We start from the raw sequence: 16642 nt of genomic DNA, 5'->3' as shown, positions 1-16642 counted from the left end.
GGTCTGTTCGCGTTCTCGGGTGCCGGCGCCGTGCGCGCACACCGAGAACGATCGGATCGGGGAGTCAACAGGATGTCACATGAGCCCCACCCGAATCGGTCCGGGCAGAGCCCGTATCGGCCTCCGGCGTGCCCGTTCACCGCCCGAACAGGGAACTTTCCGGTAGCAGTGAGGCACTGGAGGACAAAGCGACGGAGAACTCTGGTACGTACGAGCAGTCGACGCCCCGCGACGGGCTAAGTTGGGTCCACCATAGGCCTCTTCGTCGTACAGTCGGCTCCCTCCGGCCCGGACCTCCCCGCCGGGAGTCGTACGGGGATTCCTCGCAGCTCGGAAAGGTGTCGGATCGGCCGTCGGCCGCTGCCGCGCCGGGTCGCGCGGAGTCCGACGACGAGGTCCGGATCCGGCGGCGGGTCCGGGCCGGCACGGCCCACTGCGACGCGGCCCGCCCCTGAGATCCCGGCGTTCACCCGGCCCGACCGCTGCCAACGGCAGCTCCGTCACCGAGGAGGAGTAACCGCATGTCCCCCCAGCAACCCACCCCCGGCGCGAACGCGGCAGCCGCCGCCCCCGACGCACCGGAGGCGGGGCCCCCGGCCCCAGGCACCGCGCCGCCCGAGAAGGCCCCGGCTCCGGCCGCCGCCCCCGACGTGAAGGCCGGCAGCGACCCGGCCGGGGAGACCGCTGTCACCCCCGCGGCGGAGTCCGGCACCACCCCTGCCGCGGGTACCACCGCCGCCCCCGGTGCGAAGTCCGGCACCGCCCCGGCCGGAGAGACGGCTGTCACCCCGCCCCAGCCCCCGGCCCCCACCGGTGCCGCCGAGGCGCCCGAGGAGGGCATAGGTGTGGCGGCGGCCGTCGGGACGGCGCCGGACACCCGGACGGCCACCGGCCTCGACAGAGGACGCCCGCGCACGCCGGTCCTGGCGGGGGCGGCCATCGCCGGCGCCGCCCTGATCGCCATACCCCTGCTGCTCATCGGGAGCGCGAACGACGACGGGCGCGACAACTCCGCGAAGGGGCCGGTCGCGGGTGGGGCGGACACCGTCCTCCATCCGAACTCCGCCCCCGTGGCCGCCGACGACTACGTGGTCGCGAAGCCCAGCCCTTCCCCGAGCAAGGAGAAGCCGAAGAAGGTCGAGGCCCCGAAGGCCGTCGTCCCCGCTCCGGTCGTTCCCGCGCCGGAACCGAAGCCGAGCGCTACGGCCGAGAAGAAGAAGCCCAAGTCCACACCCAAACCCAAGCCGGCCCCGAAGCCGGACTGGACCACGGTGACCTTCTCCGCGCCCAGCGTTCTCGGGGTCAATCAGGCGTGGACCACCAACCGCATCCGCCTGGTCATGCAGACCGACGGCAACCTCGTGCTCCTCAACGAACACGGCAAGCCCATCTGGGCGTCCATGACCTTCGGCCAGAACCACCGGGCGATCTTCCAGCACGACGGCAACCTCGTCATCCACAACGGTGACGACCGCCCGATCTGGGCCTCGAAGACCCACGACTTCCCGGGCGCCCAGCTGATCCTGCGGGCCGACGCCAAGGTGGTCATCGTGCACAACGGCAATGTCGTCTGGTCGACCTGAGACCGCGGCGCCCTCTGCCCTGTCGTCCCGCTGCGGGCGGCCACGTTCCGCGTGACCGCCCGGCCGGCAGCCCGCCGGTGGCCCGGTACGGCGGCGCGTCCGGTACCGCCCGGCCTTCAGGTGACCCGCCTGCGTTCAGGTGACCGGCCTGCGGGCGGGGCCGACTCTCCCTGGCGCCGGGAACCGGAGCGGGACCGGGCTGCGGGGACCGGAGCGGGACCGGGTGCCGGGGGCGGCGGGCAGCGGATCGTGACGGTGATTAAAATCCACTCTCATGTCGAAGCCTGACGAACTGCTCGTTGACGTTGCCGCCCTGGTGGAGTCCGGGCACAGCAATCAGATGTCTCTGACCGTGGTCGCCAGCGGCGCCGTCATCACCGGACGGCTCGCCCCCGAGGCCGTCTGGAGGCAAAGGGTGTCGGAGGTCCTGGCGGACTCGGCCAGCCTCAGCGATTTCTCCGCCGTGTTCACCGCGGCGAACCGCAGGGAAGGGCCGCCCACGCACCTCCACTTCCACGTGGCACGGATTCTGCAGGGCGAGGTGGGAATCCCGGAGACGGGCGGAATGTACCGCGTGGCCATCGAGGACGTCAGCGCCTGGACCATGGGCGACTTCAGCTACTCCAACCACTGACCACCTGCCGCTCAGGAAACCCTGGGCACGCGCTGGGGGCACGACCGGCGCACACCGGTCGTGCCCCCGGCGTCGCCACGAAGGCGGCCCGTGCCGCTCCGCCGGCCGGACGGCCTCGGGGGCACCGGGCTTCGCGCAGCGCGCCGGGAGCCTGTCGCACTGATTCCTGCGGCACAGCAGAACGCCCACGCCAGGACGTGGGCGATGGCGTGGGCGAAGGCGGACTCCCAGGCTGTCGTGCGGGAGCCCGCCGATACGCGACACGCACGCCGCCTCAGGCTGCGGGCGGACCCGACGATCCGGCGCCACGGCGGTATTCGGCGTTGATCCGCTGGGCTTCTTCGAGCTGGTCCTCGAGGATGACGATCCGGCAGGCGGCATCGATCGGTGTGCCCTGGTCGACGAGTTCACGGGCGCGGGCGGCGATGCGCAGCTGGTAGCGGGAGTAGCGACGGTGGCCTCCCGCGGAGCGCAACGGGGTGATGAGCCGGGCTTCGCCGATGGCGCGCAGGAAGCCCTGGGTGGTATTGAGCATCTCGGCGGCCCTGCCCATGGTGTAGGCGGGGTAGTCGTCGTCGTCGAGACGGCCGAACGAGTCGTCTGCTGTCACTTGCACCTCTCTGTGGAACGCGTGGAGGGGCCCTGGTGCCGTACCGGCACCAGGGCCCCGAAGGAACTGCTACACCATCTGCCGACCTTGGTCCTGCGTCGGCCTTCTGTGTCCGTGTCCCCGGCCTGAAAGGCGTCGGGGGTACGGGGATCGCGGTTGCTCGACCGGAGACCACCTCACTATCGATGTCCTGCGGTACCCGGGCTCAAGGCTTCCGCCCGGGCGATCCTGATGGCGCTCAACTCCTCCGTTCTTTCCCTCTGAACCCAATCATTAGCCGAACCTGTACTGCGTACTGCTGGTACTGCGTACTACTTACTGCCGGTGGCGGCCCCTGATCACTGCGGGCCACCCGGTCCGGTCGTCAGTCCCGTCGCCGTCTGCAACAAACCTGGCTTCGGAACTCCACCACCGCACCGTCCTGCGAACTGCACCTACTGATACCGCTACCCGGCAGTTCATCCCTGCCGGGCCTTGCTCGATCTCGACTACATGAGAAACCATACTCACGCCCACCACCCAATGTCTACTCCCGTCGGCACAGATTTTCGCGCGTTCGACAAGGAGGTAGTCACCCTCCGGGCGACCAGGGGGAAAGAGCGGGGAGCCGCCTTCACTCGCCCGGCCGTCCGGCCAGGTCCGGAGGGCACGCCGGGTGGCACGGGGGCGGTGCGGACGACGGCGCTCCGTCAGGCGGCTTGGACGAGCTCGGCGCGGCCGAACAGGAGCGCGTAACCGGTGGGGAGCCGGTTCAGGATGCGGGTCAGCAGATCGGGGCCGGCCAGGGCTGCCACGACGGCGAGGACGGCACCGGTGTCCCAGCGGGTGGTGGCGGGGGTGGCGCCGGTGCGGGCCGCGAGTTCCTTGACGAAGGCCCAGCCGGTCAGAGGCTGAATGCCGGGGACCTGGGCGGTGAGGATCGAGGCCGCCTCGAAGGGAAGGCGGGCGGCGAGCTCGACGCGTTCCTCACCGGTCAGCTGGCGTCCGAGTCCCGAAAGGACCAGGCGAACGACCTCCTCCGCCCGTTCGCGAGTGGGGTAGGCGCCGTCGTAGCGGACCTTCTCCAGCATCTGCTCGAAGGTCATCACGGGCTGGTGAGGGAGTGGTACGCGCAGGTCGGACATCACTGCGGTGGCTGCCTTTCTGTATCCGGAGTGGTGGTACCGGCCCCCGGCGGAGTGCGGGCGCCGGCGTGGGGTGGCCACGGGGGCCGGGGTAACCGAAGAAGGGGTCGCATCCCAGCGGGAAGCCGGGGCTGAACTGCTGGACTGCTGGAACAAGTCGTCGGCGACCGGACCGATCGCGCTCACGTCCGTGGCCGCAGTCGCTGCGGTGGTGCGTTCGATCCAGGCCTCCACCGCCCTCGGGAAGCGCCCCGACGGAAGGACTTCGGCCCTCCGTGACGGCGGGAAGGACTCAGGGGCGAATCCGCGTGTCTCCCGCACAACGGACGGTCGGCGGACGTACGGCCGACCCGGGTAGCACCCCGCCGGGCCGGCCCATGCGGTGCAGGACGGGCGAGGGGACGTGCCCGCCCTGCACCGGCATCGACCTGGCCGCCGGGCGGACTCAGCCGGAGATCTGCTTGCGGGAGGACTCCCGGCCGATCGTGATCCTGCGGGGCTTGGCGCGCTCGGCGATCGGGATGCGCAGCGTCAGCACCCCGGCGTCGTAGTCGGCCGTGATGTGCTCGGTGTCCAGCGTGTCGGCCAGCACGATCTGGCGGGAGAAGACACCCAGAGGCCGCTCCGACAGGTCCATCTGCACATCGTCGGCCTTCACCGCGGGCCGGCGCTCGGCCCTGACGGTCAGCATGTTCCGCTCGACGTCGATGTCGATCGCCTCCGGGCTGACGCCCGGAACGTCGAAGGCCACCACATACTCGTCACCCTCGCGATAGGCGTCCATCGGCATCGCGGACGGTCGCGTCCACGTACCGGAGCCGGTCAGCTGCTGGGCGAGACGGTCGAGCTCGCGGAAGGGGTCAGTGCGCATCAACATCGCGAAACACCTCCAGAAGGTTCGGGCAGTAGCTGCCAATGCGCTGCACTGGAACCGTTGTATCATGTCATCCATCGGATGACAAACCTCGAGTCATCCAATGGATGACAGTCCGGAAGGAAAGCCCATGACCGCAGCCGAGCAGCAGCCCGCCCCACCCGGTGACGACGGCCGGAGCCCTGCCTCGTTTCTCGCCGCCGCCGCAGCACTGGAGGCCATCAACGGCGAACTCGGCGCCGCCCGGCACGAGACTGCGGGCGCCCAAGGCGCCCCCGTCGCCGGACCTGAGCAGGCCCTGGCCTCCCTCCTGCTGCTGCGGCAGATCCGCGAGCAGCTTTCCGGCTGGGAGACCGGTCTGATCGAAACCGCCCGTCACGCAGGCGCCAGCTGGGCCGACCTCGCCCACCCCCTCGGTGTCGCCAGTCGCCAGGCCGCCGAACGCCGCTACCTGCGCAACCGTCCCGGCGCGGCCGGAACCACCGGCGAACAGCGCGTCCAGGCCACCCGCGAGCGCCGCGCCGCCGACCGCACCGTGACCTCCTGGGCCCGCCACCACGCCGCCGACCTACGCCGCCTCGCCGGACAGATCACCGCCCTCACCGACCTGCCCACCGCCGCTCGCCAGTCCCTCGGCGCGCTCGACGCAGCCCTCGCGAACGACGACCCCGCGACCCTCATCCAGCCCCTCAACGCCACCCGCCCCCACCTGACCACCCACCCCGAGCTCGTCACCCGACTCGACACCCTCACGGACTCGGCCACCACCCCGTCGACGGCGAGCGGGAACACCTCCGGTTGACCCATGGCGCGCGGCCCGACGACGTCGAGGAGATCAGGGCGAGCGGCCGGCGGGGCACGGCGCACTGTCCGGCGGTGCAGGCCGGCAGAGCCGGGCCGCAGGCAAGGGTCTTGCCGGAGCCGGTGCGCCCGCGGCCGAGGACGTCGCGGCCCGGGGTGCTGGGCACGGTCGCGTCCTGGATCGACGAAGGGACGCCCTCGCGGTGCACGCGGCCAACAGCTGCCGCGGCGCCGAGGTCGGCGAACGCCTCGGCGGCGGGCGGCGCGGGAGTGATCACCTTCGGCAGGGCGAACTCTCCCTGGAACGCAGCGAGCCGCATGCCATGACCACCCGAGCGACTCCGCCCCGGAGGAGCCCGGGGCGGACGGGCCGGGCCGACGAGGCAACGGGTGCCCGTGCGACACGGAATACCGCTCGTGGGCTCCACGGTGCAATAGCATCTGCCCGGCACCGGGCTTGTCGTCCGCCCAGCGCCCACCGGGGGCGGAACCCTGAACGCCGCGTACAGCGAGGAGCCACAGTGACCGAAAGCGGGCCTGACGCGGGCGGTGGGCCGACCGTACGTCTTCCCGGGACCGAGGGGGGCCGGGGCAGAGAGATGACCTTGGCGAAGACACTGGCGGCGGCGGAGACAGCAGCGCCCGTGGAGTCGCTCGACGTGGTCGCGCGCATGCTCAAGGAGCGCCTCGGGGCCGCGTCGGTGTCGTTCCTGATCACCGACTTCACAGGTGGCTCGGTCGTACGGCTGGGAGCGGCCGGCAGCGTGGAGACCGATGAGCCCGCCCGTCGCATCACACTGCACGGCACCCTTTACGACGACGTGATCCGCACCCAGCGGCCGGGCAAGGAGGACAGGGGCGACGGCTCGCTGGTACGGGTCGTCGCCCCGGTGACCAATCGCGGGGACGCCATCGGGCTCCTGGAACTGTTCCTGCCCGCGGCACCCGACGCGGAGGTGATGCGGGAGATCGGCGAGACCGCGCACGCCCTGGCCTACATCGTCATCGCGAACCGGGCCTTCACCGACGTGTACCAGTGGGGCCGCCGCACCATCCCGCTGAGTCTGGCCGCGGAGATCCAGCACCGGTTGCTCCCGACGTCGCTGGCTTGTGAGGCGGCGCAGTTCGCGGTGGCCGGGGCGCTGGAGCCGGCCGACCACGTCGGGGGTGACACATTCGACTACGCGATCGACCGGGACAGGGTCCATCTCTCCGTCACAGATGCCATGGGTCACGATGTCGGCGCAGCGCTACTGGCTACTCTCCTGGTGGGCGCCCTGCGCCGGGCGCGGCGGGCCGGAGCCGACCTCGCCGTACAGGCCTATGAGGCCGACCAGGCCGTCCGCGAGCACGGCTTCCAGGGCTACGTGACCGGCCAGCTGCTCCGCATCGACCTGAACGACGGCAAGACCGAGTTCATCAACGCCGGGCACCCCTGGCCGCTGCGGATGCGGGACGGAGCGGTGCGGGAGATCCGTCCGCGTGTCGATATGCCGTTCGGCCTGGCAATCCCTCACAGCTACCGAGTCCAGTCGCTGGACCTGCGGCCGGGGGACCGGTTGGTGATGCTGACCGACGGAATGCTGGAGCACAACGCAGACAGCCTCGATCTGTCGAACCTGATCGTCCGCACCCGCACCCTGCATCCCCGTGAGGCCGCCCGTACCCTCATCGCAGCGGTCGTTGACGCCAACGGCGGTCACCTGAAGGACGACGCGACCGTCATATGCCTGGACTGGCACGGCGTCGACCAATCCCGGCGGGACGCCGACACCGGCGCAGACCTCGCCGATGCCTCCGCCGCGTCGGGGACCACTGCCGAGCGATGACTCGACGACTGCTCCGATGCGCCCGGACTGGAGACCTCTGGCGCCTGAGCCAGTCCGCTACCCCTGCGGCATTGCCGACGTCAGAGGGCCGGACGGTGCCTCTGGCGCAGGCCGGACCGTCCAAGACCCCCGACAGAGTCAAGCCAGGCCGGTTCGGTGCCGACGCCGACTCCGTACTTCCTCCGGCCGGGCCCGGACCTCCGCCTCGCCGGGCTTCCTCGTCGGTGACCCCGCCGGCGGACGGGCCTTCACCGACCACGTGATGGATCTCGGACCGCGAGGAGCCCGTGGACCCTTCAAGGGCTGCGCATCAGGTTGTGGAGGCTGGCGATGAGGGCCGGAACGTCGCGTCCGCCCTGCTCCGGGGCCGCCGTTTCGGGTGATTCCTGCTTCTGGTGCTTGGTACGGCAGGGGCGGCAGAGGCCGTCCGGGAGCGCCTCGGCCGGGCCGGGGCGGCCGCATTCGGTGCACTCGACCAGGAGACCGCGCACGGGAGTGCCGGACGGGCCCTGGGTCGGTGCGGTTGCCGCAGGGAGCCGGGGCGGCATCTTGTCCGTGAGGCGGCGGCGTACCAGGCCGATGGGTGATCCGACCTGTTCGGGAAGCCCGGCGGTGAGCGCCGAGGTCAGGTAGTCGGCGCTCACACCGCGCGCGAACCAGGCGGCGGCGAGTGGCTCCAGCGCGGCGCAGTCGGCGGCGGAGAGCGCCAGGCGCGGTTCGCGGCGGCCGAGTTCGGCGAGGGCCCGGTAGGCGGGGGAAGGGGCCTCGGCGGGCTGTGGGGAGTCTGTGCCCGGCTCACCTGCCGGTGCCGGGGGAGGCTGCGGCGGGTTCGGGAAGGGGTGCACCATGATGTCCGCCCGTGCGGCGCGCTGTTGGGGCACGACCGGCCGGGCGGAGGGCGCGGGTGCCTGCTCCGGGGCGGCTGCTTCCCCTGCGAGCCTGGCCGTCCACCACTCGTTGTCGTGGGCGGCGCGCGACCAGTAGGTGAGCGTCACCCACCGGCACTGGCCGTCCCCTTCGACCCGGCAGCGCACACGGCGGAGATGCCCGGCCACGGCGAGGGCGCGCAGGGCGGTGCCGATGGCCATCTGGCCGTACAGGGGCAGGTCCTTGGCCAGCGACTTGATGTCCATGGCGGCGCCGTCGGGCAGGTGGTCGACATACCCGGCGACATACCGCTCGCGTGCGGGCAGGAGGGTGAAGTCGGCGCGGTGGGCTTGGCCTTGGCCGGGGAGGGACTGCTTGCCGTAACCGGTACGGGCCGTGCGGTACGGGCGTGAGGCTGCGGGGGCGGGCAGCGCGGAGTTAGGGTGCTGGATAGCCACGAGATCGTCTTTCTTGGGTATCGATCTTGGGTCAGACCCCGGCCGGTGCGCCAAACACCGTGTCGGGGTCGTCTCGTTGTGGGCACCGTAAGCAGTCACGACTCTCCGCTGCAACTCGATCACGATTAGTCATACTTGCTGGCCGTGACGGGGTGGGGAGGGAGGGGAGGTTCGGTTTCCCCGAAAACCCTTACCTACCTCCCGGATGAACAACACGGCTCGAATCCCGGAGCCCAACGCCTGGCCCTCGGGACCCGAAGCTCAAGCGTCGGCCCCGGACCCCGCACCGGCCCCCCGAACGAGTGAGCAGGGCTCCACGACGCTCGGACCCCGAGATTCGAGACCCGAGCGCCGGAACGGCGACCGCACCACCACGACGGCGTCGCGGTGAACCCGACGACACCTGACCGTCCTCGACGAGGACCCGAGTCGCGACCTACCGATGCTTCAGGACACGCCATTCACGGCCCGGCTTCGGGATCTTCACCTCGTCTGCGGTCTGGCGGTCCTCGTCCTGGATGACTTCACCGATGATGACCTGGCCCCCGACCGGCTTGGCGAGTTCCAGGCCGGAGAGATGCGTCTTGAGCCTCTTGGACATGGGGCGGAAGGTCGCATAGGTGAGCCCGCCGGACACCGCGGCCCCGACGAGGGGAATCGCCTTCGAGACGGACTTGGCGAAGGTCTCCTTCGTCATCTTGACGCCGAGGTACCCGGCGACCTTCTTCACGATGGGGTAGACGACACCCTTGGTCAGTGCCTGCTGAGGCAACTTCCTGGCGACCTGCTCGGCCATCGCCTCCGCCACCTTCCCCAAGGCGGCGTTCGCGGACTGGGTCCCGAACATCACTCCGAAGAAGAGCGTGAGCACTCCCTTGGTGGCGTCATCAAGGTCGTCGTTGTCGGTGGAGAACAGATCGGGCCAGCTGTAGAGGTAGGCGAGCTTCTGCGCGATGCGCAGCATGTGGGCGACGTACTGGGCAAGATCGGCCGGCACCGTGGCGGGCATGGCGATGAATCCGGGAATCCCGGCAGCCGCGGAGAGCGCGCTCACCTTGGCGGTCTCGTAGCGAATGGCGGCGTCGGCCACCCTGTCCAGAACATCCAGAGGAATACCCGCTGCCGCGGGGTTCTCTTCCATCGCTTGGCGCAGTTGATCCTCCGAGCAATGACGGGCCAGCGCCGTCCGGAGGTACGCCTCCCTGTCGATTCGCACGCCAGGAAGCCTTGCTGCGCCGACCAGAAGAGCGGAGAAGCGCGACTCCGAGTTCTCGCTCACTTGTCCCGTGACCATGCCAGGAACGTACAGCAGACGGGTGCCCCGTATCCCTCTCATCGGTCATTGTGATCGCGGATCCAGACCGGCAGGGCTTGCGAGTTGGTCCGGCCGTGAGCGCGGCTGGAGACACCAAGCGGTGCCCAGCTGCTCGTGAACCAAGCCCGTTCGTCGATACTGCTCATGAAGCCCTGTGTACCTCTTCGCCGGGATATGAACCCAGGGCGGCTGTGCACCGGCCAGGCACGCAGCCCTCCACGAGGTCGGTCCCAGGGGAAATCGAGCGACTCCGCCCCGGAGCACGCGAGCCCGCAGGGCTGCGCTCCGGAGATCGGGTCTCCGGACGAACCCGCCTCTCGACGCCCTGGAGGCCGTGGCCCGACAGAACGCGATCGGGAGAGAGGCGGGGCCCGAGGGATCTCAGCTGCCGGAGGGGCCGGTCCAGTCCGCGGGGACGTGGCCGAGGCGGACCCGCTGCGGGTGGTCTCCGACGGGGATCGAGACGACCTTCCTGCCGGTGGCGAAGTCGATCGCCGTCACCTGGTCGGCACCGCTCTCGGACACCACGCAGTGCTTGCCGTCTCCGCTGACTGTGGCCCAGTAGGGCTTGGAGGCGGCGACGAGCGGGCCCTCCTGCAGCGTCTCGCGGTTCACGACGGTGACGTAGTCGTCCATGGTCCCGGCGATGCAGAGCTTGTCCCCCCGAGGGCTCATGGACATGCCGTGGTGCCGGGAGTCGTTGACGTAGGTGGTGCGTTCGTCGCTGGTGTCCGGGTTCTTCGGCAGCGTCTTCACCCGGGTGATCCTGTCGTTGCGCACGTCGTACTCGACGAAACCGTTGAAGAAGGAGACCTGGAAGTACATCTTCGACTCGTCGGGCGTGAAGGCGACGGGCCGCAGCGCGTCGGACAGGTCCTTGCGGCCGAAGGCGTCGAGCCGCTCGCGCATGTCGATGATCTTCTTGACCTCGAAGGTCTTCGCGTCGGCGACGGTGATGCGGCGGTCGCCCTTGGTGAAGTCCTGCCAGGGCGCGTCCATGTCGGTGTTGACCTCGCCGATGGCCATGTTCCAGAGGTACTTGCCGCCGTCGGTGTACACGTTCTCGTGCGGCTTGTCGCCCGTCTTGAAGTTACCCGCCTCCTTGCCCGTCACCATGTCGAGGACGTGCACGGTGTTGGAGGTGGACGAGGAGACGGCGACCTGGGTGCCGTCGGGTGAGACCGCCATGTGGTCGGAGCGGAAGCCGGACACCGGGAAGCGCCAGTTGATCTTCCCGCTCTCCACGTCGATGGAGACCACGTCGGCGAAGCTCGGCCGGGAGGCGACGACGGACTTGCCGTCCTTCGTGGTGTACATGTCGTCGACGTACTGGTCGTGGCCCTCGCCCGGGCCGAGCCGGATACCGAGGAAGAAGGCGAGCTTGACGGGGTTGAGGTAGATCTCCCACAGGCGCTCCTCCTTGTCGGGGATCATGTCGATCCGGCCGATCTTGGCGTAGTCGCCGCGGGAGTTGATGACGTCGGCGGTGCCCTCCCAGTTGTTGCCCACGAAGAACACCTCCTTGAGCTCCCCCGAGGCGGCTTGCCGTGTCTGCTTCGACGCCTCGGTGGCGCCGGCCGAGCCCGGTACGGAAGGCAGCACGCCCGCGGTGAGTCCGGCGGCGACGAGAGCGGCCGTGCAGAAGGGGCGACGGCGGCGAGGACGACGGGCGGAGGAACGCGTCACGGTGAACTCCTGAGGCAGAGGGGCGGGGCGCCGGCAGGCGCGCCCGCTACTGTTACCAGAGGTAACGTAACCAGCAGAGACGGATGTTGAACAGAGTCCGGACGGCGGGTGCTGTCCGGCTCTCGCAGAAGGCCGGAAAGCGGCAGAGGCCCGGGGCGGTCAGGGGCGACGGCCCGGCTGCTCCTCGGCCAGGTCGATCAGGCACAGACGAGGAACCCCCGCCGCCGCACGGCTGGGGTTCCTCGATGCGGGCCGGCAGGCGGAATCGAACCCGCCGTCGACCGCTCGCATACACGCCTGCAGACCGCACCACAGCACGGTCGCCGTGAATCGGGAAGGTCAGCGTTGCAGGGTGAGGACGCCCGGCCGCCACGGCAGTCGGTTGTACTCACCGCCCGCGTCCGGGGCCTTGCCCTGGTAGAGGAACTGCAGCTTGCAGGGATCGATGGTCATGGTCTGGTCGGGGTTGTCGCGGACCAAGTCACCATGGCTGATGTCATTGGTCCAGGTGGCGCCGCTGTTGGCCCTGCCCGCGAAGGGGTTGCTCTCACTGGCGGCCTGCGGGGTCCACGACCCGTTCAGGCTGGAGGCCGTGAAGGAGCGGAAGTAACGCCCGTTCGCGCCCATCGCCTCGACGATCATGAGGTACCGGCTCTGGCCTTGGACCTTGTAGACCTGCACACCCTCGAAGAGGTTGGCCTTCGTGTCGCTCATGATCGTCGTGTACGACGATCCGAAGTTGCCCGGGAAGTTCCCGATCGGCATGCTCGCGCGGTAGATCTTGCCGTTGTCACCCCCGAAGAACAGATAGATGTTCTGACCGTCGGCGATCAGCGTCTGGTCGATCGGGCCGGTGTCGGAGCCGGAGATGCTCCCGGTGAACAGGGGTTGCGGGGCGGACCAGCCGTTGGGGTTGGTGGGGTCGCTCGACGTGCGGTAGATGAAGGGCCACGCACCCCACTGGTACGCCAGCACCCAGATGTTCTTGGGTGCGAAGTAGAACAGCGTGGGCGCCACCGCGGCCTGACTCATCCCGCTCTGGCCGGCCGTCGCCATGTCCGACCAGTTCGTGAAGGGACTGAACATCATCGAGCCGTAGGACGATCCCGACACGTTCGACGCGTAGACCAGGTGCCTGCCGTTGTGCGTCACGGTGGTGAAGTCCTTCACCGCGGCCCAACCGTTCGCCGGCTGCGCCAGCACACCCGTCGACGTCCAGCGGTACGTCGACGGAAGAGAACACGTGCCGTCCGTCGGCGGCGTCCCGGTGAGACCGGTCCACTTCTGGTTGCCGCCGCCGTTGCACGTCCACAGCTGCACCGCCGTGCCGTTGGCCGTACCGGCACCCGCGGCCTCCAGGCACAGCCCGGACTCCACGCCGACGACCGCGCCGTCGGAGTTCACCCGCCACTGCTGGTTCGCACCGCCTGAACAGCTCCAGATCTGCACCCGGGTACCTGCCGTGGTGGCGTGGCCCGGAACATCCAGGCACTTGCCGCCGTACACGGTGAGCTGGTTGGCGTCCGTCAACGTCCACTGCTGGTTGGTTCCGCTCCAGCAGTCGTAGAGCTGCAGGGACGCGCCGTCGGTCTGGACGGCGCCCGACACATCGAGACACCGGTCCGAACCGACACCGCGCAAGGCGCCACTGGCAGCCGCCTGGGCCGGGGTGGCGACGAGCATCGCAGCCAGCGCGGCCAGGGCCGCGACCACGGCGGCGAGCACCGCAGACGGATGCCTGCGGCTGAAACTTCCTCCATGCATGGGGACTTCCTCAACCTTGAGTAGACGGCTCCGGTTCACCTCGTCAAAGGTCGCCCGGACTGTCGGTGTGGTGCGGCGGGCTGCGGTCGGTGAGCACCACGGCTTACCGCTTGTGACTCCCCCGTCCTTCCCGACCTCCTGAGAGACCGGTGGCCCCCGGAACCTGCGGGACGGCATGGGGTGCCCGGGGTGGAGGCCCAGACGGTCGAGCGCCCAGGTGGCACGACGAACAGGGCGACCGAATTGTCGAGGTCATGACACACGTGTCGCACGGCTTCTTGCGGCACCTCGTACGGGCGGAGCAACCGGCGCTTCCCCCACTGCGCGATGGAACGTCTGCGCACGTTCGCAATATCGAACAAGGGTCGGGATGTCGAGCGTCCTCCATGTTACGGAGTCGGCGAACGGCGTCAATACCTCTCGCATGTGTCGCCAAGGATGCCGAAACATTAGGAGACTCCCGTGCCCGAAATGCCGCACGCCGCACCGGTGACGGCCGAGTCACCACGCTCGGCGCCAGGAATGGGGCGGTCCAGCGCGGCTCGCACACCAAGGCGTTGACACGCGCGCCGAAGTGACGAATCGGCGAGCAGGGCTTCGACACCGCACTGCACCGCACCGCCGCACTGCCGCCCAGCCGCGACCGCGAGACCCACCCACCCGGTGCGACACCGCGGATCAGCTGATCGACGACGTGCGCGGCCCGCCGGCCCGCCGACCACGCCACACGGCTGGCGAATCCGCTGCCCTTCGGGCCAAGGCCCGGTGCGGGGCGACATGTTCGCGAGCCCCCGACCCTGGTCCGCGTTCGAAAGTTTCGATCGAAGCGCAGAAACTTTTTCCCGTGAGGAGTCTTGACGATGCATCGTCAAGACCTCAATCATTCCTGTCGGAGACACCGGCCACAGCTCGACACTTCGGACCGCAGCAGCCTTGGGCAGTCCGTGCGGCACGGCACCTCCACACAGAAAGGCACCACAGATCCGCGCACCGAAGCACCTGCGTCACCCCGTTCCGGTGAGGTTCGCACCAGCGCATCCTGGCTCTTCGGCACGCAGTCGATGAGGTAAGCGACGCAGCGTGGCGGTCCCCCGGCTGAGCCGCGATGGAGTACCCGTGCCCGTGCCGAACTTCGTCCCGTCCCATGACCGCGGCGTCCGGTGAAGCCGTGCCGCCCGGGCTCCGCCCCGCCCCGTCCGTCTGCCGAACGGGAGCGAACGACGCATTCCCCTGCGCTCCAGCCCTTCCGTGATTTCTACCTTGGAGGCATAGTCATGGGCTCGTACGTCCTTCCCAGACCCGTTATCCGCCGGAAGATCCGTAACCTGTTGTTGGCGCTGGTCGTCGGCGTCCTCGGTGCGGTCGCCACACTGGTGGCCCCGCCGACCTCGCACGCCGCAGAGAACACGCTCGGCGCCGCGGCGGCGCAGAGCGGCCGGTACTTCGGCACCGCCATCGCCTCGGGCAAGCTGGGCGACTCGGCGTACACGACGATCGCCGGCCGTGAGTTCAACTCGGTGACGGCCGAGAACGAGATGAAGATCGACGCCACCGAACCGCAGCGGGGCCAGTTCAACTTCACCTCCGCCGACCGCGTCTACAACTGGGCGGTGCAGAACGGCAAGCAGGTGCGCGGCCACACCCTGGCCTGGCACTCCCAGCAGCCCGGCTGGATGCAGAGCCTCAGCGGCAGCTCCCTGCGCCAGGCGATGAATGACCACATCAACGGCGTGATGGCCCACTACAAGGGCAAGATCGCCCAGTGGGACGTGGTGAACGAGGCCTTCGCCGACGGCAGCTCGGGAGCCCGGCGGGACTCCAACCTGCAGCGCTCCGGCAACGACTGGATCGAGGTCGCCTTCCGCACCGCGCGCGCCGCCGACCCGGCGGCCAAGCTCTGCTACAACGACTACAACGTCGAGGACTGGACCTGGGCCAAGACCCAGGCCATGTACTCCATGGTCCGGGACTTCAAGCAGCGCGGCGTGCCGATCGACTGCGTCGGCTTCCAGTCGCACTTCAACAGTGGCAGTCCCTACAACAGCAACTTCCGCACCACTCTGCAGAACTTCGCCGCCCTCGGTGTAGACGTGGCCATCACCGAACTCGACATCCAGGGCGCCCCGGCCTCGACCTACGCCAGCGTGACCAACGACTGCCTGGCCGTCCCGCGCTGCCTCGGCATCACCGTCTGGGGCGTGCGCGACAGCGACTCCTGGCGATCGGAGCAGTCGCCGCTGCTGTTCAACAACGACGGCAGCAAGAAGGCCGCCTACACCTCCGTCCTCAACGCACTCAACGGCGGCTCGTCCACACCCCCGACCGGTTCCGGAGCGATCAAGGGCGTCGGTTCAGGCCGGTGCCTGGACGTGCCGAGCGCCGGCACCACCGACGGCACACAGCTGCAGCTGTGGGACTGCAACAGCAACACCAACCAACAGTGGACTTCCCCCGCCGGAGGCGAGCTCCGGGTCTACGGCAACAAGTGCCTGGACGCCGCCGGCACCGCCAACGGCGCCAAAGTCCAGATCTACAGCTGCTGGGGCGGCGACAACCAGAAATGGCGCCTCAACTCCGACGGATCCATCGTCGGCGTCCAGTCCGGCCTCTGCCTCGACGCCGTCGGCAACGGCACCGCCAACGGAACCCTGATCCAGCTGTACTCCTGCTCGAACGGCAGCAACCAACGCTGGAACCGCACCTGAGGAGACCTGCCACTAACGGAAGGGCGAATCAATGACGGCCTACGGTGTGGCTTCGCCCGCCCCTCCAGGAGGACATCGCTGATGGTCCAGGGTCGTCGCCGTAATGGCGGCGACCCTCGCGATCGGCATGCTCGCTGCGGTGATCGGTGATCCGACAGATCGCGGGGCCGGCGAAGCCACGAAGGAGACACCACTGAAGTCATCGACAGCGACGGGGAGATGCACAAGGACAGGGTGACGCACTCGCTCTCGTTCTGAACGGGGTGTCACTGTCGATGGCTATGCATCCCGCCACTCGCTCGACGACTGGACCGCGCATGCGGCCCGGTCCACGAGCCGGAAGCACTCCTCCCGCTCGCGGACCAGCTGCCTACGGCCCCCAACGCCTGGGC

Annotated in this window: 13 protein-coding genes; 5 read left to right on the top strand and 8 right to left on the bottom strand. The window is 69.4% G+C overall.

Annotated features, from left to right (window positions below):
* Positions 1-521: 521 nt before the first annotated feature.
* Together OG927_RS25085 and OG927_RS25080 are read left to right on the top strand one after the other, a co-directional pair.
* Positions 522-1583 carry a mannose-binding protein gene (locus tag OG927_RS25085; protein ID WP_056789254.1) on the top strand — a complete coding sequence of 354 codons (1062 nt, stop codon included), beginning with the start codon at positions 522-524 and terminating at the stop codon, positions 1581-1583.
* 274 nt (positions 1584-1857) lie between these two features.
* The gene (locus tag OG927_RS25080; RefSeq protein ID WP_330320810.1) at positions 1858-2217 is read left to right on the top strand and encodes a hypothetical protein; all 360 of its coding nucleotides are present in this window, start codon (positions 1858-1860) and stop codon (positions 2215-2217) included.
* A gap of 274 nt (positions 2218-2491) precedes the next feature.
* Here the strand turns inward: OG927_RS25080 and OG927_RS25075 are convergent, their stop codons facing one another.
* The 3 genes from OG927_RS25075 to OG927_RS25065 form a co-directional block, all read right to left on the bottom strand.
* Positions 2492-2827, bottom strand: a complete 336-nt coding sequence (locus OG927_RS25075) for a MerR family transcriptional regulator (protein WP_056789247.1) — start codon at positions 2825-2827, stop codon at positions 2492-2494.
* A 689-nt stretch (positions 2828-3516) separates the two neighbouring features.
* A complete protein-coding gene (locus OG927_RS25070; protein WP_124281640.1) occupies positions 3517-3954 on the bottom strand; it encodes a DUF2267 domain-containing protein in 438 nt (145 codons plus the stop codon).
* Positions 3955-4396: 442 nt separating this feature from the next.
* Entirely contained in the window at positions 4397-4828 is a 432-nt protein-coding gene (locus OG927_RS25065) for an Hsp20/alpha crystallin family protein (RefSeq protein WP_056789236.1), read from the bottom strand.
* Positions 4829-4955: 127 nt separating this feature from the next.
* Here OG927_RS25065 and OG927_RS25060 point away from each other — a divergent pair, with 127 nt between their 5' ends.
* Positions 4956-5627 (top strand): hypothetical protein, encoded by a 672-nt coding sequence (locus OG927_RS25060; protein ID WP_056789231.1) that lies wholly within the window; start codon positions 4956-4958, stop codon positions 5625-5627.
* Here the strand turns inward: OG927_RS25060 and OG927_RS25055 are convergent.
* Complete coding sequence (locus OG927_RS25055) at positions 5575-5946, bottom strand: DEAD/DEAH box helicase family protein (protein WP_209469580.1); 372 nt, start codon at positions 5944-5946, stop codon at positions 5575-5577. The two genes, OG927_RS25060 and OG927_RS25055, sit on opposite strands and share 53 nt — an antisense overlap.
* A gap of 279 nt (positions 5947-6225) precedes the next feature.
* Here OG927_RS25055 and OG927_RS25050 point away from each other — a divergent pair, with 279 nt between their 5' ends.
* Positions 6226-7455, top strand: coding sequence for a PP2C family protein-serine/threonine phosphatase (locus OG927_RS25050; protein ID WP_056789224.1), 1230 nt, complete (start codon positions 6226-6228; stop codon positions 7453-7455).
* 296 nt (positions 7456-7751) lie between these two features.
* Here the strand turns inward: OG927_RS25050 and OG927_RS25045 are convergent, their stop codons facing one another.
* From OG927_RS25045 to OG927_RS25030, 4 genes are all read right to left on the bottom strand, one after another.
* Positions 7752-8780, bottom strand: coding sequence for a MarR family transcriptional regulator (locus tag OG927_RS25045; protein WP_330320808.1), 1029 nt, complete (start codon positions 8778-8780; stop codon positions 7752-7754).
* A 436-nt stretch (positions 8781-9216) separates the two neighbouring features.
* Complete coding sequence (locus tag OG927_RS25040) at positions 9217-10074, bottom strand: hypothetical protein (protein WP_319104335.1); 858 nt, start codon at positions 10072-10074, stop codon at positions 9217-9219.
* Between the two features lie 402 nt (positions 10075-10476).
* Positions 10477-11781, bottom strand: coding sequence for a YncE family protein (locus OG927_RS25035; protein WP_408058094.1), 1305 nt, complete (start codon positions 11779-11781; stop codon positions 10477-10479).
* Between the two features lie 339 nt (positions 11782-12120).
* Complete coding sequence (locus OG927_RS25030) at positions 12121-13545, bottom strand: non-reducing end alpha-L-arabinofuranosidase family hydrolase (protein WP_330320807.1); 1425 nt, start codon at positions 13543-13545, stop codon at positions 12121-12123.
* Between the two features lie 1274 nt (positions 13546-14819).
* On the opposite strand from OG927_RS25030, the gene OG927_RS25025 reads away from it, so the two are divergent.
* Positions 14820-16250 (top strand): endo-1,4-beta-xylanase, encoded by a 1431-nt coding sequence (locus OG927_RS25025; RefSeq protein ID WP_330320806.1) that lies wholly within the window; start codon positions 14820-14822, stop codon positions 16248-16250.
* Positions 16251-16642 lie beyond the last annotated feature (392 nt).

Source organism: Streptomyces clavifer (genome assembly GCF_036345975.1).
GTDB lineage: Bacteria > Actinomycetota > Actinomycetes > Streptomycetales > Streptomycetaceae > Streptomyces > Streptomyces clavifer.
This window is presented reverse-complemented; position numbering and strand designations above follow the sequence as displayed.